24 protein-coding genes and 1 pseudogene are annotated in these 19,271 nt (G+C 55.3%); 2 read left to right on the plus strand and 23 right to left on the minus strand.

Features of this window, described 5'->3' with window-relative positions:
- Positions 1 to 44: 44 nt before the first annotated feature.
- The 18 genes from xseB to NYE69_RS23295 form a co-directional block, all read right to left on the minus strand.
- A complete protein-coding gene (gene xseB, locus NYE69_RS23210; RefSeq protein ID WP_036627940.1) occupies positions 45 to 296 on the minus strand; it encodes an exodeoxyribonuclease VII small subunit in 252 nt (83 codons plus the stop codon).
- A gap of 7 nt (positions 297 to 303) precedes the next feature.
- A complete protein-coding gene (gene xseA / locus NYE69_RS23215) occupies positions 304 to 1,680 on the minus strand; it encodes an exodeoxyribonuclease VII large subunit (RefSeq protein WP_340928103.1) in 1,377 nt (458 codons plus the stop codon).
- Positions 1,681 to 1,695: 15 nt separating this feature from the next.
- The gene (gene folD / locus NYE69_RS23220) at positions 1,696 to 2,553 is read right to left on the minus strand and encodes a bifunctional methylenetetrahydrofolate dehydrogenase/methenyltetrahydrofolate cyclohydrolase FolD (protein WP_326044837.1); all 858 of its coding nucleotides are present in this window, start codon (positions 2,551 to 2,553) and stop codon (positions 1,696 to 1,698) included.
- A 30-nt stretch (positions 2,554 to 2,583) separates the two neighbouring features.
- Positions 2,584 to 3,033: a transcription antitermination factor NusB gene (nusB, locus tag NYE69_RS23225; RefSeq protein WP_326044836.1), complete on the minus strand. Its 450-nt coding sequence runs from the start codon at positions 3,031 to 3,033 to the stop codon at positions 2,584 to 2,586.
- 165 nt (positions 3,034 to 3,198) lie between these two features.
- Positions 3,199 to 3,444 (minus strand): DUF2273 domain-containing protein, encoded by a 246-nt coding sequence (locus NYE69_RS23230; RefSeq protein WP_411831174.1) that lies wholly within the window; start codon positions 3,442 to 3,444, stop codon positions 3,199 to 3,201.
- Positions 3,445 to 3,446: 2 nt separating this feature from the next.
- Complete coding sequence (gene amaP / locus NYE69_RS23235; protein ID WP_326044835.1) at positions 3,447 to 3,986, minus strand: alkaline shock response membrane anchor protein AmaP; 540 nt, start codon at positions 3,984 to 3,986, stop codon at positions 3,447 to 3,449.
- A 67-nt stretch (positions 3,987 to 4,053) separates the two neighbouring features.
- The gene (locus NYE69_RS23240) at positions 4,054 to 4,461 is read right to left on the minus strand and encodes an Asp23/Gls24 family envelope stress response protein (protein ID WP_036621756.1); all 408 of its coding nucleotides are present in this window, start codon (positions 4,459 to 4,461) and stop codon (positions 4,054 to 4,056) included.
- A 115-nt stretch (positions 4,462 to 4,576) separates the two neighbouring features.
- Complete coding sequence (gene accC / locus NYE69_RS23245; RefSeq protein ID WP_326044834.1) at positions 4,577 to 5,920, minus strand: acetyl-CoA carboxylase biotin carboxylase subunit; 1,344 nt, start codon at positions 5,918 to 5,920, stop codon at positions 4,577 to 4,579.
- Positions 5,921 to 5,974: 54 nt separating this feature from the next.
- Positions 5,975 to 6,460, minus strand: a complete 486-nt coding sequence (gene accB, locus NYE69_RS23250) for an acetyl-CoA carboxylase biotin carboxyl carrier protein (RefSeq protein WP_326044833.1) — start codon at positions 6,458 to 6,460, stop codon at positions 5,975 to 5,977.
- Between the two features lie 168 nt (positions 6,461 to 6,628).
- On the minus strand, positions 6,629 to 7,474 hold the full coding sequence (locus NYE69_RS23255) for a SpoIIIAH-like family protein (RefSeq protein ID WP_328273479.1): 846 nt from the start codon (positions 7,472 to 7,474) through the stop codon (positions 6,629 to 6,631).
- Positions 7,475 to 7,665: 191 nt separating this feature from the next.
- Complete coding sequence (spoIIIAG, locus tag NYE69_RS23260) at positions 7,666 to 8,307, minus strand: stage III sporulation protein AG (protein ID WP_326044831.1); 642 nt, start codon at positions 8,305 to 8,307, stop codon at positions 7,666 to 7,668.
- A gap of 17 nt (positions 8,308 to 8,324) precedes the next feature.
- Positions 8,325 to 9,152 (minus strand): stage III sporulation protein AF, encoded by an 828-nt coding sequence (spoIIIAF, locus tag NYE69_RS23265; protein WP_326044830.1) that lies wholly within the window; start codon positions 9,150 to 9,152, stop codon positions 8,325 to 8,327.
- A gap of 43 nt (positions 9,153 to 9,195) precedes the next feature.
- Positions 9,196 to 10,395, minus strand: coding sequence for a stage III sporulation protein AE (gene spoIIIAE, locus NYE69_RS23270; protein ID WP_326044829.1), 1,200 nt, complete (start codon positions 10,393 to 10,395; stop codon positions 9,196 to 9,198).
- A gap of 63 nt (positions 10,396 to 10,458) precedes the next feature.
- Positions 10,459 to 10,848 carry a stage III sporulation protein AD gene (gene spoIIIAD, locus NYE69_RS23275; RefSeq protein WP_036621737.1) on the minus strand — a complete coding sequence of 130 codons (390 nt, stop codon included), beginning with the start codon at positions 10,846 to 10,848 and terminating at the stop codon, positions 10,459 to 10,461.
- Between the two features lie 10 nt (positions 10,849 to 10,858).
- A complete protein-coding gene (gene spoIIIAC, locus NYE69_RS23280; RefSeq protein ID WP_036621734.1) occupies positions 10,859 to 11,062 on the minus strand; it encodes a stage III sporulation protein AC in 204 nt (67 codons plus the stop codon).
- 59 nt (positions 11,063 to 11,121) lie between these two features.
- Positions 11,122 to 11,640 (minus strand): stage III sporulation protein SpoIIIAB, encoded by a 519-nt coding sequence (gene spoIIIAB / locus NYE69_RS23285; RefSeq protein ID WP_036621732.1) that lies wholly within the window; start codon positions 11,638 to 11,640, stop codon positions 11,122 to 11,124.
- The gene (spoIIIAA, locus tag NYE69_RS23290; RefSeq protein ID WP_326044828.1) at positions 11,633 to 12,631 is read right to left on the minus strand and encodes a stage III sporulation protein AA; all 999 of its coding nucleotides are present in this window, start codon (positions 12,629 to 12,631) and stop codon (positions 11,633 to 11,635) included. The genes spoIIIAB and spoIIIAA overlap by 8 nt, the downstream gene beginning before the upstream one ends.
- A gap of 151 nt (positions 12,632 to 12,782) precedes the next feature.
- Positions 12,783 to 13,049: a YqhV family protein gene (locus NYE69_RS23295; RefSeq protein ID WP_326044839.1), complete on the minus strand. Its 267-nt coding sequence runs from the start codon at positions 13,047 to 13,049 to the stop codon at positions 12,783 to 12,785.
- Positions 13,050 to 13,385: 336 nt separating this feature from the next.
- Here NYE69_RS23295 and NYE69_RS23300 point away from each other — a divergent pair, with 336 nt between their 5' ends.
- Complete coding sequence (locus NYE69_RS23300) at positions 13,386 to 13,544, plus strand: hypothetical protein (RefSeq protein ID WP_328269638.1); 159 nt, start codon at positions 13,386 to 13,388, stop codon at positions 13,542 to 13,544.
- 107 nt (positions 13,545 to 13,651) lie between these two features.
- Here the strand turns inward: NYE69_RS23300 and NYE69_RS23305 are convergent, their stop codons facing one another.
- The 5 genes from NYE69_RS23305 to NYE69_RS23325 all read right to left on the minus strand — a co-directional run bounded on the left by NYE69_RS23305 (position 13,652) and on the right by NYE69_RS23325 (position 18,100).
- Positions 13,652 to 14,905 (minus strand): aspartate kinase, encoded by a 1,254-nt coding sequence (locus NYE69_RS23305; RefSeq protein ID WP_326044826.1) that lies wholly within the window; start codon positions 14,903 to 14,905, stop codon positions 13,652 to 13,654.
- A 221-nt stretch (positions 14,906 to 15,126) separates the two neighbouring features.
- On the minus strand, positions 15,127 to 15,684 hold the full coding sequence (gene efp, locus NYE69_RS23310) for an elongation factor P (RefSeq protein WP_036621724.1): 558 nt from the start codon (positions 15,682 to 15,684) through the stop codon (positions 15,127 to 15,129).
- A 169-nt stretch (positions 15,685 to 15,853) separates the two neighbouring features.
- Positions 15,854 to 16,927 carry a M24 family metallopeptidase gene (locus tag NYE69_RS23315; protein ID WP_340928108.1) on the minus strand — a complete coding sequence of 358 codons (1,074 nt, stop codon included), beginning with the start codon at positions 16,925 to 16,927 and terminating at the stop codon, positions 15,854 to 15,856.
- Between the two features lie 51 nt (positions 16,928 to 16,978).
- On the minus strand, positions 16,979 to 17,425 hold the full coding sequence (gene aroQ, locus NYE69_RS23320; RefSeq protein WP_340928109.1) for a type II 3-dehydroquinate dehydratase: 447 nt from the start codon (positions 17,423 to 17,425) through the stop codon (positions 16,979 to 16,981).
- A gap of 75 nt (positions 17,426 to 17,500) precedes the next feature.
- Positions 17,501 to 18,100, minus strand: a complete 600-nt coding sequence (locus NYE69_RS23325) for a YqhR family membrane protein (protein WP_340928110.1) — start codon at positions 18,098 to 18,100, stop codon at positions 17,501 to 17,503.
- Positions 18,101 to 18,268: 168 nt separating this feature from the next.
- Here NYE69_RS23325 and NYE69_RS23330 point away from each other — a divergent pair.
- A pseudogene (locus NYE69_RS23330) lies at positions 18,269 to 19,266 on the plus strand (DUF1385 domain-containing protein).
- Positions 19,267 to 19,271: the final 5 nt, after the last annotated feature.

The raw sequence follows: 19,271 nt of genomic DNA on the forward strand, positions 1-19,271 counted from the left end.
TATTGTTCAATCGCCGAATTTTGCAAAGCTATTCACCGCTCTCCTTAGAAATCTTCGCTGTCGCCTGAAGGCGGCTGAAAAGGCTTTTTCCCTATTTCTCCATCCTCTTCAACGATCATTTCGATCTTGCGTTCCACCTGGGCCAGCTTTTGGCTGCACAGCTGGGACAGCCGCATGCCCTGCTGGAACAAATCGATCGCTTTTTCCAGCGGCACATCGCCGCGCTCCAGCTCCGAAACGATATTCTCCAGCTCGTTCATCGCTTCTTCAAAGTTCTTTTCCGGTTGCTCCGCCATCCCCAAGTCAAGCGCTTCCCGTTCCTTCATCTTGTCCAGCTCCTTCCCGCATCATGCTCCTTACCTCACAATCGAGTTCCCCGTCCGTTATTTTCACCTTCACTATATCGCCGGGCTCAACATCCGCCAACGTTTTGATCAGCTTTTCCCCCCGCTCATCGTAGACGAGGCTGTAGCCCCGGCCCATGACTTTGAGCGGGCTCAGCGCGTCAAGCTGGCGGATGCCCGCCTGAAGCAGCCGGGATTTCTCCTTATGCGCGCCGAGCATCGCCTGCCGCAGCAGCCGGTCGGCCTCTTGCCGCCGCCGCTTGGCGAACCGCAGCGCCTCCTGCGGGTGGTACCGCAGCAGCCGCTGATGCAGGCGGTCGTGGGACGCGCCGCTTAGCGCAAGGCGCGTCTCCATGCGGCTCGCCAGCCGCATGGACAGCCGGTCCAGCCGCTCCGCGTGCTGGAGCAGGCTGCGCCGCGGCTGCTGAAGCGCCGGCGAGCGCTGCAGCCGGCGCAGCCGATCGCGCGCCTGCTGCAGGCGGTGCTGCAAGCCTTGCTGCAGCACCTGCTCGCGCTGGCGCAGCAGCGCGCGCAGCTCGGCCGTGTGCGGCACGGCGAGCTCGGCGGCGGCGGTGGGCGTGGCGGCGCGCAGGTCGGCGGCGAAATCGGCGATGGTGAAGTCCGTCTCGTGGCCCACGGCCGAGATGACGGGCACCGCCGATTCATAGATCGCCCGCGCGACCTGCTCCTCGTTAAACGCCCACAGCTCCTCGAGCGAGCCGCCGCCGCGGCCGACGATCAGAACGTCGGCTTCGCCCATGGCGTTCAGCGCCCGGATCGCCTTGACGATGGACGGCGCCGCGCCTTTGCCCTGCACCAATACCGGGTACAGGATCACGGCCGCCTGCGGATAACGGCGCTGCAGCGTCGTCAGGATATCCCGCACCGCCGCGCCGGTCGGCGACGTCACGACGCCGATCGTGCGCGGAAAGCGCGGCAGCGGCCGCTTCCGCTCCGGCGCGAACAGCCCTTCCGCCTCCAGCTTCTGTTTCAGCTGTTCGAAGGCGAGATACAGACTGCCGATCCCGTCCGGCTGCATCTGGGTCGCATAAAATTGGTACTGCCCGTCCCGCTCATACACCGTCACATTACCCCGGGCGATCACTTTCGCCCCTTCCTTCGGCCTGAACGGCAGACGCTGGTTGTACGAGGCGAACATAATGCATTTGACCCGGCTGCTTTCATCCTTCAGCGTAAAATACATATGGCCGCTGGAATGGTGCGTAAAATTGGAAATCTCCCCGCGAATCCACACCTCCGAAAGCAGGCGGTCCGAATCCAGCTTCATTTTGATATAGCGGTTCAATTCCTTGATCGTTAATATCCGCTGCTCCACGACAGACCGGCCCCTTTACGCCAATCCTTGCAAACGTTTGGCGGCGATCAGCGTGTTTTGCATCAGCATCGTAATCGTCATCGGGCCGACGCCGCCGGGTACCGGGGTAATCGGACCGGAGACTTCCTTGACGCTGTCGAAATCGACGTCTCCGGCCAGCTTCCCGTTATCGAGCCGGTTCATGCCGACGTCGATCACGACCGCGCCCGGCTTCACATAGGAAGCGTCCACGAAATTGGCCCGGCCGATCGCCACGACCAAAATGTCCGCCTGCTTGGTCAACTCCTTCATATTCGCCGTGCGCGAATGGCACATCGTGACCGTCGCGTTCTCCCGCTGCAGCAGCAGGGAAACCGGTTTGCCGACGATATTGCTGCGCCCGATCACTACCGCATGTTTGCCCGCGATTTCTAAGCCCGTGCGCTTGATTAATTCGATGACTCCCGCAGGCGTGCAAGGGAGCAGGCTGTCATCTCCGATCACCAGGTTGCCGACATTGACGGGATGGAACCCGTCGACGTCCTTTTCCACGGAAATCGCGTCGATGACGGCTTTCTCGTCGATATGCTTCGGCAGCGGAAGCTGCACCAATATCCCGTGGATGTTGTTTTGGCGGTTCAGCTTGTCCACCAGCGCCAGCAATTCCTCCTGCGAGGTTGATGCCGGCAAACGGTGAACTTCGGAATAATAGCCCAGGTCATGGCAGGCTTTTTCCTTGTTGCGCACATAAACCTGGGACGCCGGATCTTCGCCGACGAGAACGACGGCAAGTCCGGGAGTAAAGTTTTGTTTCTTAAGCTCTTCCACTTCTTGGCGAATATTGGCCCGGATCTCCTCCGATACCTGTTTTCCGTTAATAATCGGTGCTGACATTGTCATCCTCTCCTCTGCCGGTATAATGGTTTAAATTTTGCTTTTGAGCTGTTCCACGTCCTGAATCATTTTGCCGAGCACGCCGTTTACGAATTTGCCCGATTCCTCGGTGCCGAAATGCTTGGCGAGTTCGATCGCCTCGTTGACGGCCACTTTGCCCGGAACATCGTCGCGGAATATCATTTCGTACGCCGCCAGCCGCAGCACCTGGCGGTCGACTTTCGACAGCCGGCTGATCTGCCAGCCCTTCAAATAGTCGGACAGCAGTCCGTCAATCGCGTCTTTTCGGCTCCAGGTCCCGTTGACTAGCTCAAGGACAAACGCCTTGTCTCCTTCGGCATCGGTCAATTTAACCTCGCCTTCGTTGTCCCCCGCGGCTTCGGAAAGCAGCATCGAAACCGCTTCTTCCGCTTCCACTTCGTTCATTTCCATATGATACAAACTTTGAATTGCAATTTCTCTCGCCAATCGCCGTTTCATCTGCTTCCTCCTTATAATCACGATCCTACTTTTCAGCATGGACCAAAAACGTGCCGATCATCACTTTTTCGCCAAAACCTTCTCTGCGCACAAAAAAACCCCGCAACAAGCTTTCTCCACAAAATGGCAACATCGTCTTTTTCCGGAGAAAGCTTATCACAGGAATCATTTGAAAGGACGCCAGCGCGAAGACAACCATTCCCAGATCTGACCCCAGGGCAATAGCGGGCCTTGATCCAAATCCTTTATTTTGCCGATCGTATACCCGATAAACAGAAGCAGCGCGCAAAACAGCATATTCCAAAATCCGAAAAACAGATAAATCGGGCATAGAAACACCGCCGCGGCCACGCCCAGCAAGCGTCCCCTGTGACTCTCCCACAATTGCTTCCAGAACACCCCGCTACTCACCCCTATTCAACCCGGCTTTTGACGGCAGGCGAATGAACCAGGTTGGCGATGTAAACCGAAACATAGGATACGGGAATCCCCGTAATTTCCTCCACATGATCGTGAACCTGTTTTTGCACTTCCTCCGTTAGGGCGGGAATCGAGGTTTCTCCATCCACAAGGGCTCTTACCACGATTTCCAGGCCCGCTTCCGTAATCCGGATTCGCGTCTTGACCTCTTTGATGCCGCGCACGCGGGTAGCCGCTTTGTACGACAAGTTCTCGATCGTATCCACGGAAATTTGAATATCTCCGTATTCCGTACGTTGATTGATGGACGGCAGGGAGCCGCGCTCTCTTTTGACCGAAATGTAAAAAAAGCGGATGCTCAGCAAAAACAACACGACGGCCACCACCCAAGCCGCTATGTACAGGTTTCTTTCCTGGGCCGCATAGAAATCGGGCGGCAAGGCGTCCGTCAACAGGAGGATCGCGATGACGGATAAAATTCCGATGCTCAAGCTGTAAATAAACAGCAAAAGTCTGTCTAAAATTTTGGCCACGACGGGTACAGCCTCCTTAAAAGAAACCCCTGACCCTGATTGGTCGGGGGCTTTCACCTAAAGTTCACTATTTCACGCGATGAGTCGGTTCGGCTTCTTCGGCTTTTTCAGCCGCCTTAAAAATGACGTCATGGATATGCACGTTCACTTCCACTACGTTCAGGCCGGTCATCGTTTCGATGGAACGCTTGACGTTGCGTTGAATTTCCGAGGCGACTTCAGGCAAACGGTTGCCGTACTCGATGATGACGGATACGTCTACGGCCGCTTCACGTTGTCCGACTTCGACTTTAACGCCCTTGGAAAGATTTTTTCTCCCCAGCAGTTCGGCGATGCCGCCGGCGAAACCGCCGCTCATGCCGGCCACGCCTTTCACCTCGACGGTGGCCAAACCGGCGATCACTTCGATCACTTCCGGAGCGATCTGGATTTCCCCGATATCCGTGCGTTCGAATTCCGTAGGCAATGTACTCATTTTCTATTCATCCACCTCTCAATAAGTATGACGCTGCTCAAACCCTTGATACTGCGCACTTATTATACATACTATATCATTTTGGGTTCATTATGACAAACTTCCGGCAAGCGTCTTAAATCTCGTTTTCTTCCAAAAATTTAATATCGAAATCGCCTTTGACGAAGGTCGGATGATTCAGCAGCTTCTGGTGAAAAGGGATCGTGGTATGGATGCCTTCAATGGCAAATTCGGACAATGCCCGCTTCATCTTCGCAATGGCTTCCTCTCTTGTCGCCCCCCACACGATCAGCTTGGCGATCATCGAATCGTAGTGCGGGGAGATCATATATCCCGGATAAGCCGCGCTGTCCACGCGAACGCCGGGTCCGCCCGGGGCCAGGTAAAAGCCGATTTTGCCCGGCGAAGGCATGAAATTGCGCGACGGGTCCTCGGCGTTGATCCGGCACTCGATCGACCAGCCGTTCAGCTGCACATCGTCCTGCGTGAAGGAAAGCGGGTTCCCTTCGGCCACCGAAATCATCTCGCGAATGAGATCGATGCCGGTGACCATCTCCGTGACCGGATGCTCAACCTGAATCCGCGTATTCATTTCCATGAAATAAAACTGGCCGTCAGGGCCCAGCAAAAACTCCAATGTCCCCGCGCCGGAATAATTGACGGCCAGAGCCGCCCGCACTGCAGCCTCGCCCATTTCGCGGCGTTTTTCCGCAGACAGTACAGGGCACGGCGCTTCCTCCACCAGCTTTTGCCGGCGGCGCTGCACCGAGCAGTCGCGTTCGCCGAGGTAAACGGCGTTCCCGTGTTTGTCGGCCATGATCTGGATCTCCACGTGCTTCATGCCGGTCAAATATTTTTCAAGGTACACCCCGGCGTTGCCGAAAGCCTTTTGGGCTTCCTGCTGGGCCGTGGTGATTTGCTTGATCAGCGATTCTTCGTCCTCGGCGATGCGGATGCCTTTGCCGCCGCCGCCGGCGGTCGCTTTGATGATCACCGGATAGCCGATATCCCGGGCGATCATGACCGCTTCGTCCAAATCCTCGATCAGGCCGTCGGAACCGGGGATAACCGGAACGTTCGCATCCTTCATCGTTTGTTTGGCCACCGCTTTATCCCCCATGCGGGTGATCGCTTCCGGAGACGGGCCGATAAACGTGATGTTGCAGGACCCGCAAATCTCCGCGAAATCGGCATTTTCAGCCAAAAAGCCATAGCCCGGATGCACGGCGTCGCATTCGGTGAGCGTCGCCACGCTCATCAGATTGGTCAGGTTCAGGTAGCTGTCCTTGGACAGCGTCGGGCCGATGCAGTAAGCTTCGTCGGCAAGCCGTACGTGCAGCGAATCCTTATCGGCTTCAGAATAAACCGCGACCGTGGATATTCCCAGCTCGCGGCATGCCCGAATGATTCTCACCGCGATTTCGCCGCGGTTCGCGATCAATATTTTATGAAATTTCATGTCATCCATCCTCCTTGCCCTCTCACTAAAAATCAGGGGCGGCTGGCCCCCGACTTACTCCGGCTTCACCAAAAAGAGAGGTTGTCCATACTCTACCAATTGGCCGTTTTCCACAAGAATATCGATAATTTCGCCCTTGACCTCGGCCTCCAGCTCGTTCATCAGCTTCATCGCTTCGATAATGCAGACCGTGGTCTTCTCGCCAACCTTGTCCCCGATGTTGACGTAAGGCTGAGCATCCGGGGAGGATGAACGATAAAAGGTTCCCACCATCGGCGAAGCGATGGTATGCAGGTTAGCCGCAATTTCGGCCGGCTTCGCGGGCTGCGCGGCAGGTTCGTTCACGGCCGGAGCGACCGCCAAGGCCGCCGGAACGTTTTGCGGAGCGGCAGCTGCCAGCTGCGGCTGCACTTGGACGATTTCGCTTTTTCCCGGCTTGCGAATGCAAAGGCGTGCGCCTTCGTTTTCAATTTCCACTTCCTGAATGGACGTTTTGTCTACCAATTCAATCAATTCTTTAATTTCGTTCAAATTAAACATGTCTTCACTCTCTCCTTCACTTTGTCGGGAAAGCCTTAGCCTATTGCTTGGACCATCAGTTCATAGCTTTATGTATTATATCACAATCGAACAAAATGGAAAGAGTCCAAGCTTCCCCGGACTCCTCCTAACCTTTGCATATTCTCCATCTCAACATACGGCCGTGCTTTACTGCGTGACGTATTGCACGCTTACTTTATCCTGGGACACGTCAAGCTCCTTCATCACCAGGTCCATAATGCTTACGGCCTCTTTGGCCTCCATTTTTTCGCTGACGACCACGACTTTGTATTTGTTGCCCTCTTCGGCCACGACGGCGTTGGCATATTGCTGGCGCAGTCTTTCCTCGATATCGTAAATTTTCTCTTCTTTTTCCTCCAAAGCGCTTAACTCTTGCTGCGCCATGGCGGACTCTTCCAGCGATTTTTTTTCATCGTTGATCGCCTGCATCAGCTCTTCCTGCTTTTTCAGGTTTTCCTGCGTCCGCTCAAACTGATAGGCCGTCAGCGAATCGGAGGAAGCGATGCCTTGCGCCTCCATTTGTTTCAACACATCTTCGTCGGTTTTGGTTTGCTCAGGTCCCCCCGCGCCCGCGGAAGGTTCTGCCGCTTTGTCCCCTTCGGCCGCGCTATTCCCCTCTTTGGCCGCTTCTTTTCCGCCATTTTGGGAGGACGCGTTCGCCGCGCCGCCGGCCGCGCCGCTTTCTTCGGTTGCGGCTTCTTCTTTTGCAGCCTGGGAATCATCCGTCTTCGCGGCGGCTTCGTCGTCGGTAACGGCAGCGCTGCCGGCTTCGCCATCGCCGGCGACTTCGGAAAGGATCACTTCATCTTGGGCGGACAAGCCGGACCCCTCCAGGCCGCCGTTTTGAGCCGTTCCGCCGTCCATGCTGACCTGCTGGCCGTCGGTTTTCGCCGCAGGCGCCGGCCCTTCTTCCGTAAACAGATAATAAGCCGATAAAACAACCATCAAACTGAGCATCGATACAAGCCAAATCGTTTGTCTTTTGGATTTCATAAAAAGATTCCTCCTAAAAGTTTTGTGAGCGTTGCTTCCTGAATAAGCTTCGAACAAAACTTGCTTCGAAAGCATACGCTTAGTTTTGTGAGCGTTGCTTCCTGAATAAGCTTCGAGCAAAACTTGCTTCGGCAGCATCCGCTTAGGTTTGTGAGCATGACTCCCTCTTCTTAAGAAAGCGGCTCTGAGAACTACTGCGACTGCTTGCGGGGAACGACGGATATCCGGTACGCCGGAACATTTAATCCTTTCTCAACAGCGTCCACGATCAGGCCTTTCACCGTTTTGTTTTCGGCCCCCCTCGCGACGACGAGAACCCCGCGGATTTTCGGCTTGATTTTTTTCGTGACGATGGGCTGCTCGCTGCCGGAATTTTCGTAAGTCACGATTTGACCGTCGCGGGTATATTGCGTCACATGGCGCCTCCCCCCGTCCGCGTCGCTCTCCTCCGTCAATTCCTGGGTATCCTTTACGTTGCGCTGCACAACGACCTCCTCCGTCGAATCGATCGTAACGAGGACATCCACCGCGCCGACGCCGACGATTTTTTCCAAAATCTCCTTCGTTTTATTCTCCAGCGACAACTCCATGCTGTTGAATTCCCCGCCGGCGGCGCTCTCTTCCATGGCCTCGGACGCCAGATCCTGCATCACCGGCGGTTCTCTGCCTTCCCCCCCGTTATCCACCTCCTTAACGTTCACAAAAGAGTTGAACAGCATAATCGCGATGCCTGCCAATCCGAGAATCAGCAGCAGGCGGAACGTATTTGCGCGCTTCTTCCCGTCCGCGCCTTTGCCGATCCATTGCTCAAGCTTTTTCAGCCATCCCGGCATGTCCCTTCACCTCCCGACTAGCTTTTTTCCGCCTGCGGCCGGATGATCGTTACGGCATTTTCGGCAACCCCCCAGTTTTTGCTCAGCAGCTCCTCAATTTGCGTAACAAGTTTTTCCGGGACGGATTCATTCCCTGGATTCCCGTCCTTGCCGGAACGGTTTCTTGCCGCCGCGCCGCCACCGGAGCCGGCCATCGCCGCGGTGGTTTGGCCGTTCGCACCGCCGCTTGACGATTGCCCGGAACGCTCATTTGCGCTTTCGCCCACGCGGACCATTATTTTTTCGATAGGTGTAACCGTTATCTCCGGCCCCCGCCCGGAAGCACCTTTGTCCGAGCTGGACGATTCCGTTTTGGCCTCGGCCATGACCACCTCCACCTCGGAGATGACCGGCTCCGCTGCCGGCGGGGCCGCGCCTTCCTTGTCCGCCCCCGTCTTCGCGGGTTTTGTGGTCAGTTTAACCGATACCCGCTCAACCGGCTGCCCGGTCTCGCGTTCGATCTGCTCCTTCATTTGCCGCGCCGTTTCTTCGCCCGCCCACTGCAGCGCCTCGGCTTCCTGCTTTTGGCGCAGTTCTTCGCCCTGCCGCAAAATCGCTTCCGTACTTTGCCCGGCCGCTTCGTTCTCCAGCCCTTCGATGCTTTCGGAAAAGGCCGTTTCCAGCTCTTTCTTGGCATCGGAGCTTAAGAAGCGCATGACCGGGGAGATCAGCGTCAGCAAGATCAGCAGGCTCACGACAAGCTTGACGTAGCGCTCCATCGCGCGATTGGGGAGAAGCAGATCGACAAAGACGGCGATGAGTACGATAAAAATGATTTCCTTCAGCCATTCCGCTAGCCAGTTCATCGCTTGGATCACCTTCCCGTTTCCGGCGGGGCGCCCCCCGCGCTTACCTCATCATGACCGTAATGTTGCCGGCGGTGAGCATGATCGTAATCGCCAGAAAAAACATCAGCCCGACGGCCGCGAGCGCGGCAAAAACGTACAGCATGCTCTTGCCGATCGTTTCCAGGCAGGTGACGATCGGCGAATCGCCAAGCGGCTGCATCACCGCTGCCGAAAGGTTGAAGATCAGCGCCAGCGTGATGATTTTGATCGCCGGGAAAGCGCAGAGAAACAACAGAATGATGACGCCGACGAGCCCGATCGAGTTTTTCACCAGCAGCGAAGCGGAGATCACCGTGTCCGTCGCGTCGGCGAACACCTTGCCGACGACCGGCACGAAATTGCCGGTTAAATATTTGGCCGCCCGCAGCGTCACCCCGTCGGTCACCGAACCGGCGATGCCTTTCACGGAGATGACCCCCAGGAAGACGGTCAGCAGCACCCCGAGCAACGCCATGCTGATCGAGCGCAGCAGATCGGCGAGCTGGGTCAGCTTGTATTTGTCCGACAGGGAGCTGACGATATGCAGCACTGCCGAGAAAAAGAGCAGCGGGAAAACGATCGTATGCACCGCCGTACCGACCGCGTGCACCATAAACACGACGAGCGGATGAGTGACCGTGACGGTGACCGCGCCGCCCATGGAGGCCAGCAGCGTGAACAGCAGCGGCACCATCGCCATCATGAAGTCGATCATGCCGCCGATGGCATTGCTGGCGTACGTAATCGCCACATGGAAGCTGTTGATCGCCAGCACAAGGATGACCAGATAGCAGATGGAGTACGCGACTTTGCTGACCTGCTTGCGTTCGAACGCCGTTTGCAGCGTCTCCAGGATCATGCTGAAGATGGACAGCAGCACAATCGTTACCAGAATGCGGCCGTTATACAGGACCTCGTGCCACATATATTTCATCAGACCGGTTAATCCCGTCTTTAGGCTGAAGCTTTGATCTTGCGCAAGCAGCATATCCATAAAGGACGGGAGCTTCTGATCCGGAAAAAAACCGCCGTAATCTTTCATCAGCTGCTGCCAGTAAGTCTCCACCTGGTCGGTCGGCAGCTCTTCGGCTTGCCGCTTGATCCAGCCTCCGTCCGCGCCTTCGGCAAGCGAGACCTGCGGGATCAACCACACCAGCAGAGCGCCGAGGACGATCAGAAACAGCGTTTTGCCGCGCCAAAGCTCGTTTGTCGTTCCTATCATCCGTCTCCCCACCCTCTTTAAGAGGTTGTTCGGTGCTAAAGCCTGACTTTCTGAACTTCCACTTTAAGCCGGCAGCAGCTTGATTACCGTTTCTATAATGATGCTGATGATCGGGATGGCGAGCACCATGATCAGCACCTTGCCCGCCATTTCGATTTTCGATGCGATGGCTTCCTGCCCCGCGTCGCGGACGATTTGCGCCCCAAACTCGGCGATGTAGGCGATGCCGATGATTTTCAGGATCGTTTTCAGATAGATCATCTGCACGCCGGATTTTTCGGCCAAATCCTCCAGCACCTCGATGATGCTCCCGATTTTGCCGATCAGATACAGAAAAATGAGGATGCCCGTGCTGGCGGCGATCAAAAAGGCAAACATCGGCTTTTGTTCTTTGATGACCAGAATCAGCACCGTCGCGATCAGTCCCAGCCCTACAACCTGGATAATTTCCACCGGAGCTCACCTACTGGAACAAAAAGATCGATTTGATTTCTTGAAACAGATTGTCCAGCAGCCGGATGACCATAAACAGCACGACGACGAACCCGATCAGCGTTACCCAATGCGCCATGTCCTCTTTTCCCATCTGCTTCAACACCGTATGGATCATGGCGATAATAATGCCGATGCCCGCGATTTGAAATATGGCGTTCACTTCTATGTTCATTGATTTGGCACCTCACGATCGATTTCACAGGCGACAATCAGCCCTGGAGGGAAATGAATTCAGTAGAACAGAATGACGATGAACGCTCCGCATAAAAGCCCCAGGCTGCGGTACATTTTCTCATAGCGGGCTTGCTCTTCCCGGGCCGCGGATTCCTCGCTCTCCAGCTGCCGGACGGCCGTCGCCAGATGTCTTAACTGATCTTTCCGGTCGCTTGTCCCAAGCGTATAGCTGAGCTGGCGGATCACCTCCTGCTCAGGGGCTTTCATGGCGGTAAATTGCCAAACGTTGATGGCGGCCTGCTCCAGGCTTTCCTGGGCGCTCAAACGGTTGGAGGCGCTCATGTTGTCCGCCGCGGTGACGAAGATGGCTCTCACCGGCTCCTGGCTTTGTTCCCCGATCCGCCGCAGCGCGTCGGGAAGCGGCGTAAAACCGTACATGATTTCGGTTTCCAGCCGTTTTAGCGCCAGGATCAGCCTGCGGATCTGGTTCGGCCGGCTGGCGAACTGCCTTGCCTGCACCCATCCGGCCAAAGTTGCCGCCAAAATGACGAGCGCGGCCCCGAACATTTTAAGCATGCTCCTCCCTGCCTTTCCATTCCGCCCCGTGCAGCTGGATTCCCCGCCGTTTTCCGTCCCAGAGCCTGAAAGCCAGTCCCTTTTCCGTCCGCGCAAGCACCGCGTACATTTGGAAGAAGCCGGTTTCCGACAGCTTGGCCAACGCCGGCCGCGAGGACAGGTCGTCCAAGCTTGCCCCATGCGCCGTGCAGATGACGCGCACCCCGGCATGCAGCGCCTCGGCCAAAGCCTCGGCATCCTCCGGCCGCCCGATCTCGTCCACGATCAGCACGTCCGGCGACATGGAGCGGATCATCATCATGATCCCTTCCGCTTTCGGACAGCCGTCCATGACGTCCGTGCGGGGACCGACGTCAAATCCGGGAACGCCTTTTTTGCTGCCGGCGATCTCCGAACGTTCATCGACGACAGCCACTTTCAGCCCCGGCCAGGACGCCTCCGGGTGCCCCCAGGTTCCGCTGCTGATTTGCCGGGCCAAATCGCGGATCAATGTCGTTTTGCCTTGCTGCGGGGGAGACAAAATCAGCGTATGGTATACGCTTCTGCGCTTGAAATCGAGCAGCCTTGGCAAAATCGGGTCGGCGATGCCTTTGACCTCCCGGGCGATCCGCACATTAAAGCCGCTGATATCGCGCAGATGCTCCACCTTACCTCCGCTTAGCAAAGTCCTGCCGGCCAGTCCGATCCGGTGCCCCCCCGCAATCGTGATGAAGCCTTTGCGAAGCTCTTCCTCCATCGTATAAAGCGAGTGGTTGGTGATCAGATCCAGCAGCCGGTTGCCGTCCTGTTTTCCCGGCTTGTAGGCTGCCTCCGGATTTTGCGTCAGGCTTCCGTCCGGTGTCACAAAATAGTAGCGGCCGCCTGAATTAATCTCAAGCGGGCGTCCCTCGCGGATGCGAATCTCTTCCAGAACGGGAAAAATGGAAGGCGGCAGCTTAAGCAGCAAAGCCCGGATGTTGTCGGGAAATACGGTTAACCAACTTGGGTTCATGGCGTACCCCCAAAACTCTTAATCTTAAGAGGCTGTTCAAAAAGTCATCTTTTGCTCACGAAATACCTGACTTTTTGAACTCTAACTTTAATGATTTTTTTGCTATACCTCATATGTATGCCTGTACTTTGTCATTATTCCGGGCAATCTATCATTTCTTCAAAATCCCGATTAAGAGACAGGCGACGCCGCAGCCGATCCAAATCATTTTTCCCCAGGACAGCTTGTCGGCCATTCCAGCCAGTCCGATGGACGTCGTGACGATCAGGATCGTCGGCCCGACCAGTGCCAGCGCCGAATTGACGGCTAGCGCCTTATCCACCCTTCCCAGCTTCAGCATGAGCAGGGCCGCCAAAATCTCGATGGTCCCGGAGAACATTCGCAGCGTCGCCATGCTGACTACAAATTTATCGAGCATATCCACCTTCGCCTCCTTGTCCAAATGGTGCTCTCTTAACGATATGCCCGTATTTTTCTATTTATTAATAGAAAAGAAAGACCCCGCCGCCGGCGAGGTCCTTCGTCGTATATTCATTGTGTGCAAGAACGCAACCGTTCAGGCAGGCGGTCTTGAGGCAGCGCTGTCCTTCGTCGTATATACGTTGTGTACAAGGGGAGAAGTTGATGGATATGTGGGTATGAGGTTTCCCTTGCCGCTCCTGCACAAGACAACTTGTTGCCTTGATACATTTCAGTTTTCCCGGGAAAGGCTTAGGTGTTCGAATTAAAATTGAGCTTGCAGGAGATCTAACGGTTGCAGCAGCGGCTATTTTACGAAAAAAGCCCTTTTCAAAATTTTAACGGTTGTGAGAATCGTTATTTACCTGAATCTAAGCAAAATGAGCCGGGTGTCAGTGAAATAAGCGCTATGGCAACCGTTACAATTTCAAATCAACCTTTTTTGACCGAATAGCGGCTATGGCAACCGTTAGAATAGTTGTGGAAAGAGGCACCCCCAAGCCGCTGGCTTGAAGGTGCCTCTTATGCAAAAAACGTATATCCGCTTTGTTTTGCGCCGGTCTACCGACGGTCCTTAGGCCCGCCGACAAACGCCTGCGTTTCCGTATCCAGGCCGTAAGCGGTGTGCAGCGCGGTCACGACCTCATTTAACTTGTCGGCGTCGATGACGCACGATACTTTGATTTCCGAGGTACTGACCATCTTGATGTTGACCCCCTGTTTGGAGATCACGTCGAACATTTGCGCGGCAACCCCGGGATGGCTGACCATGCCTGCGCCTACGATCGAAACCTTGACCAAGCCGTCTTCCGAAGTCACATCTTCATACGGAAGCTCGCTGCGGATGCCTTCCAGCACCTGCAGCGCTTTTTCGCAGTCGGACAAAGCAACGGTAAAGGAGAAATCGGCCTTGCCGTCCTGTACGCCGCTCTGGACGATAATGTCGACGTCGATTTTCGCTTCCGCCAGCGAACCGAACACTTTTGCGAGCACGCCGGGAACGTGGGAAACCCCCATAATGCTGATCCGGGCTACATTTTTATCGTAAGCGATCCCGCTGACAACTACTCCTTGCTCCATCTTGGCTTCCTCCTTCACTACTGTGCCTTCATTATGGTTAAAGCTGGAACGGACGACGAGGCGCACCTGGTGATGTTTGGCGTATTCCACCGCGCGGGGATGCAGCACGGCCGCTCCCAGATTGGCGAGCTCCAGCATCTCGTCATACGAAATTTCATTCAGTTTGCGTGCGTTTTTTACGATCCGCGGATCGGTCGAATAGACGCCGTCCACGTCGGTATAAATTTCGCAGGTATCCGCCTTGGTCGCGGCCGCCAACGCCACCGCCGTCGTATCGGAACCGCCGCGGCCGAACGTCGTGATTTCGCCGTCCACGGTCATGCCCTGGAATCCGGCAACGATGACGATATAACCTTCCTCCAGCGATTTCAGCACGCGCTCCGGCTGGATATCGGTAATTCGCGCTTTGCCGTGAACCGATTCCGTACGAAAGCCCGCTTGCCATCCCGTATACGAAACCGCTTTGGCGCCAAGCGCATCTATCGCGATCGCCAGCAAAGCAATGGAAATTTGTTCGCCGGTCGTCATCAGCATATCCATTTCCCGAAGCGGCGGTTCCTTGCTGAGCAGCTTCGCCTGATCGATCAGATCATCGGTGGTGTCCCCCATCGCCGAGACGACCACCATGACCTGGTGCCCTTCCTTTTGCTTGTCGACAACGCGCTTTGCCACACGCTGCATCCGCTCCGTGTCGCCGACGGAGCTGCCTCCAAATTTCATCACGTATAAAGCCAAGTCAGACCCTCCCTAATGTGCCCGTTTTCCTATGAGCATTCAACCATTTGAACCAGTAACGCTTTAAACCAGTATAATACGAAGGACCCGAAGGTCGTCAATGCTTTGGCGGTCATTACAAAAAATTCCCCCACCTTGAAAGGTGGAGGATGCAGCATTCTTAAGGGAACGCCAGGTTCACCGCCCTGCCGCCCCCGTCCGAAACTTCATCGCTAAACCGCTTAGGCCCGCGAAATATATTTACCTTCGCGCGTATCGATCAGCAGCACGTCGCCTTCATTAATGAAGAGCGGCACCTGAACGTTGAGTCCCGTTTCGACCTTGGCGTTTTTGGTTGCGCCGGTAGCGGTGTTGCCTTTGATGCCCGGCTCGGTTTCGATTACTTTCAGCTCCACGCTGTTCGGCAGGTTGATCCCGATAATTTCGCCCTGGTAGCTGACGATTTTAACGTTCATGTTCTCCTTCAGGAAGTTCAGCTCCCATTCCAACTGATCCGACGACAGCGTAAATTGGTCGTAAGTCTCGTTGTCCATGAAGGTGTGCTCCTGGCCGCTGGCGTACAAGTATTGAACGTCGCGGTTTTCGATCATGGCGCGGCTGATCGTCTCGCCGGCGCGGAATGTTTTTTCCACCGTGTTGCCGTTGCGCAGGTTTTTCAGCTTGGAGCGGACGAAAGCCGCGCCCTTGCCCGGTTTAACGTGCTGGAATTCAAGCACCGTATAAATGTCGCCGTCCACCTCGACGGTCAAGCCTGTTTTAAAATCGTTTACTGAAATCACAAAAGTACCTCCTCAAGTGGGTTAACAAATTTATTATATTTATTTTAAAAGAATACCCTAAATTAACAGTGACGTTTGTTAGCTGCTGTTACCCCACATTCGGGGAGTACCCGCATAACCCCGCCATTCCCCCGGCTTTTGCCTTTGGCCTACCCGCCGAGGCCGCTTGTCAGCCGATCGCGATATAGTCCTTCGCCGATTCGGTCAAACGCCGCACGCCGGAATCGGTGATGACGACATCGTCCTCGATGCGCACGCCGCCGAGACCCGGCAAATAAATGCCCGGCTCCACCGTGACAACCATGCCCGGCTTAAGCACGGTATCGCTCGTTTTGGATACGCGCGGATTTTCGTGAACTTCCATGCCGAGGCCATGTCCGGTGCTGTGCCCGAAATACTCGCCGTAGCCGTAGCGGGCAATTACGTCCCGAGCCAGCGCATCCGCCTCCCGGCCGGTCATGCCCGGACGAAGATGCTCCAGCGTGTGCAGCTGCGCCTCCAGCACGACATCGTAAATTTCGCGCAGCTTGTCGGCCGGTTTGCCTAAAGCGACGGTACGGGTGATATCGGAGCAATACCCGTTCATAAACGCGCCGAAGTCCATCGTCACCAGTTCGCCCGTCTGCATAATGCGCCCGCTGGCCCGGCCGTGCGGCAGAGCTGACCGTTCCCCGGAAGCGATGATCGTATCGAACGAAGTGCCCTCGGCTCCGTGCTTGCGCATGAACGTTTCCAGCTCCAGCGCCGCGTCCCATTCGCTGACGCCGGGCTTCAGAACGTCCAGCATATGTAGGAACGTGCGGTCGGCCAGTTCCGCGGCCTCTTTCATCAGCGCCAATTCCTCGCTGTCCTTGTACAGCCGGAGCTCCTCCACCAGCCCGCTCACCGGTACAAGCGCGATCGGTTGCAATTCGCGTTCATAGATGCGGTAAACCGAGAAAACGACATGCTCTTCCTCAAACCCGAGGCGTTCCAGGTTCTCCTTAGCCAGCAAAGACTTGATCGCTCCCGTAACGGACGCGCCGTGGTCGACGATCTCAAACCCGGGCGCCTGTTCGGCGGCTTGGGTCAAGTAACGGAAGTCCGTCAGCAGCCAAGCTTTGTCCGGGGTAACCAGCACATAGCCGGAACTTCCCGTAAATCCCGTCAAATAGCGGCGGTTCACCTCTCCGGTAATCAGCACCGCTTCGATATTCTGAAGCTTCATCGCTTCGCGAAGCAAAGCAACTCGAGTGCTCGCCATAAAAAACTCTCCCTTATTTTCGCTTAGAGCCCGCTATCGCGATCCGCCAGTTCAGGCCTTTTTCGTCTGTAGATGGCGTTTGAGCGCGAGCAGTCCCATTTCATAACCGTACGATCCGAAACCGGCAATTTGTCCCACCGCAATCGGGGCGATCACCGAAGTGTGCCGGAAAGCCTCGCGCGCGTGGATATTCGACAAATGCACCTCCACGACGGGAATGTTCACCGATGTCAAAGCATCCCGCAGAGCATAACTGTAATGCGTAAGCGCGCCGGGATTGAGCAAAATTCCGTCGACGGCCCCAAAGGCTTCATGAATCCGGTCGATCAGCGCGCCTTCATGGTTCGATTGAAAGAACGAGAGCTCAAGTTCATGGTCCCCCGCCAGCTTCCGCAAACGCTCTTCGATGTCGCCAAGCGTCTCGGATCCGTAGACGCCGGGTTCGCGAACGCCCAGCAGGTTCAGGTTCGGTCCGTTCATAACCAGGATTCGGTGCATAAGCTCTCCCCTTTCCCGAAAAATAACCAAAAGTAATTTTAACATAGAAGAGAGCCGCTTGAGAAGCTTTTTGTCTTACTGCAGCACGCCCCCCGGAGATTTCTTCGGTTCGCGTTCCCGCTCGTCCGTATATTCCTCCGCAGTCGTATAGCCGATAAACAACCCCCATAATAAATAGAGGCAAAATTCGCTGATAAGCGTATCTTTCGAAAGCTCAAGCAGCGGGCGGGTCATTCCGAACGCCGGGCCAAGGATGCCGAAGATGAGCCCCCACCAAACGATGCCGTACAAAATTCCCGGTCCCGGACCTTTCAGCTTGCGGAACAGGAGCGTGTAAATAAGCGTTGCCAAAATGGAAAAGACGATGAAGGAGAGCCATCCGACATAATAGCCGGGTTGACTGTATAAAAATGATCTTTTAAAAAAGGGCTCCACCAGATATCCGGGGATAACCGTCGTGAACCGCAAGAAATAAAAAAAACCTTTGATAGCTCCCCAGATCAGGCCGGCAAAAAAACCGATCTCGAGGGAATAGATCCAAATGTTCGTCCGCTCCCTCCCGTGCTGGCGCCAGCCCTGCCCGTAAAATTGCAGGTTTTCGTCATCCCCGCCTCCCCGCGAAAGCTCCCGCTCGTTCCCTTCGGGTTCCCGTCTTTCCCGCTGCGGTTGATTCATGCGTTTTCATCCTTCCCGGTTAGAAATATTTTGTTGGTTAGTATGCTCAATTCCAAAAAGCCTAAACAACTAGAATTTGCCCCTAAAGTTCGATACAATGGATTTATTACGAATGACGCCCGCCGTCCGTTCGCACAAAACTTATATCATTGTAGGAAGGTGAAATGCTTGCCTGAGCAATCTGCACCCGCAATTTACGGCGGCCAAGCCGTTATAGAAGGCGTTATGTTCGGCGGTAAACATGTTAATGTGACGGCCGTGCGCCGTAAAACGGGAGAAATTACTTTCTTTGAAGTTCCCAAACAAGATAAAGACTGGGTCAGAATGCTGCGCAAAATTCCGCTCATCCGCGGCATTGTCAGCATCGTCGATTCCAGCGCCAAAGGCTCCAAACATCTCAATTATTCCGCCGAAGCCATGGCCGATGACGAGGTGGAACCGGAGGAACGCGCCAAACAGAAGGAAAAGGAGGAGTCCGGCTTTTCGCTGACGATGCTGGTCGGCGTTGCCGTGGCCGGGGTTTTGTCTTTTATCGTCGGCAAACTCATTTCACGCTGGTTCCCGCCCTGCTTGAGCAGTATTTGTTCCAGCACGCTTTTGCGGGTCAAACGCTGCATACGCTCGTGGAAGGCGTCATCAAAATCGCGCTGCTGCTGACTTACCTCTGGCTTATCTCGCAAACTCCGGTCGTCAAGCGGTTGTTCCAGTATCACGGCGCGGAGCATAAAGTTATCTCCGCCTATGAGGCGGGAGAAGAATTAACGCCCAAAAACGTGCAAAAATACAGCCGTTTGCATTACCGGTGCGGCAGCAGCTTTATTATTTTGACGGTTATCGTCGGCGTCATCATTTATTCGCTGCCGATCTTCAGCTGGGATACGGTATGGGAACGGATGTACATCCGCATTCTGCTGCTCCCGCTGGTTATTGGCATCTCTTTTGAATTGCTGCGGTTCACCAACGCCGTGCGGGATATTCCGGTGCTGCGTTTTCTCGGGTATCCGGGTCTTTGGCTCCAGCTTCTGACCACTAAAGAACCGACCGACGATCAAGTGGAAGTGTCGATCGCTTCTTTCAACCGCATGCGCGAGCTGGATGCCGAACTGGAGAAAGTTCATGTCGTGGAATCGCCGGTAAGTTCAGCTTTGGATCCTTTGAAAGGGTGATGAAA

The sequence above is a fragment of the Paenibacillus sp. FSL R5-0527 genome (assembly GCF_038008055.1).
GTDB lineage: Bacteria > Bacillota > Bacilli > Paenibacillales > Paenibacillaceae > Fontibacillus > Fontibacillus macerans.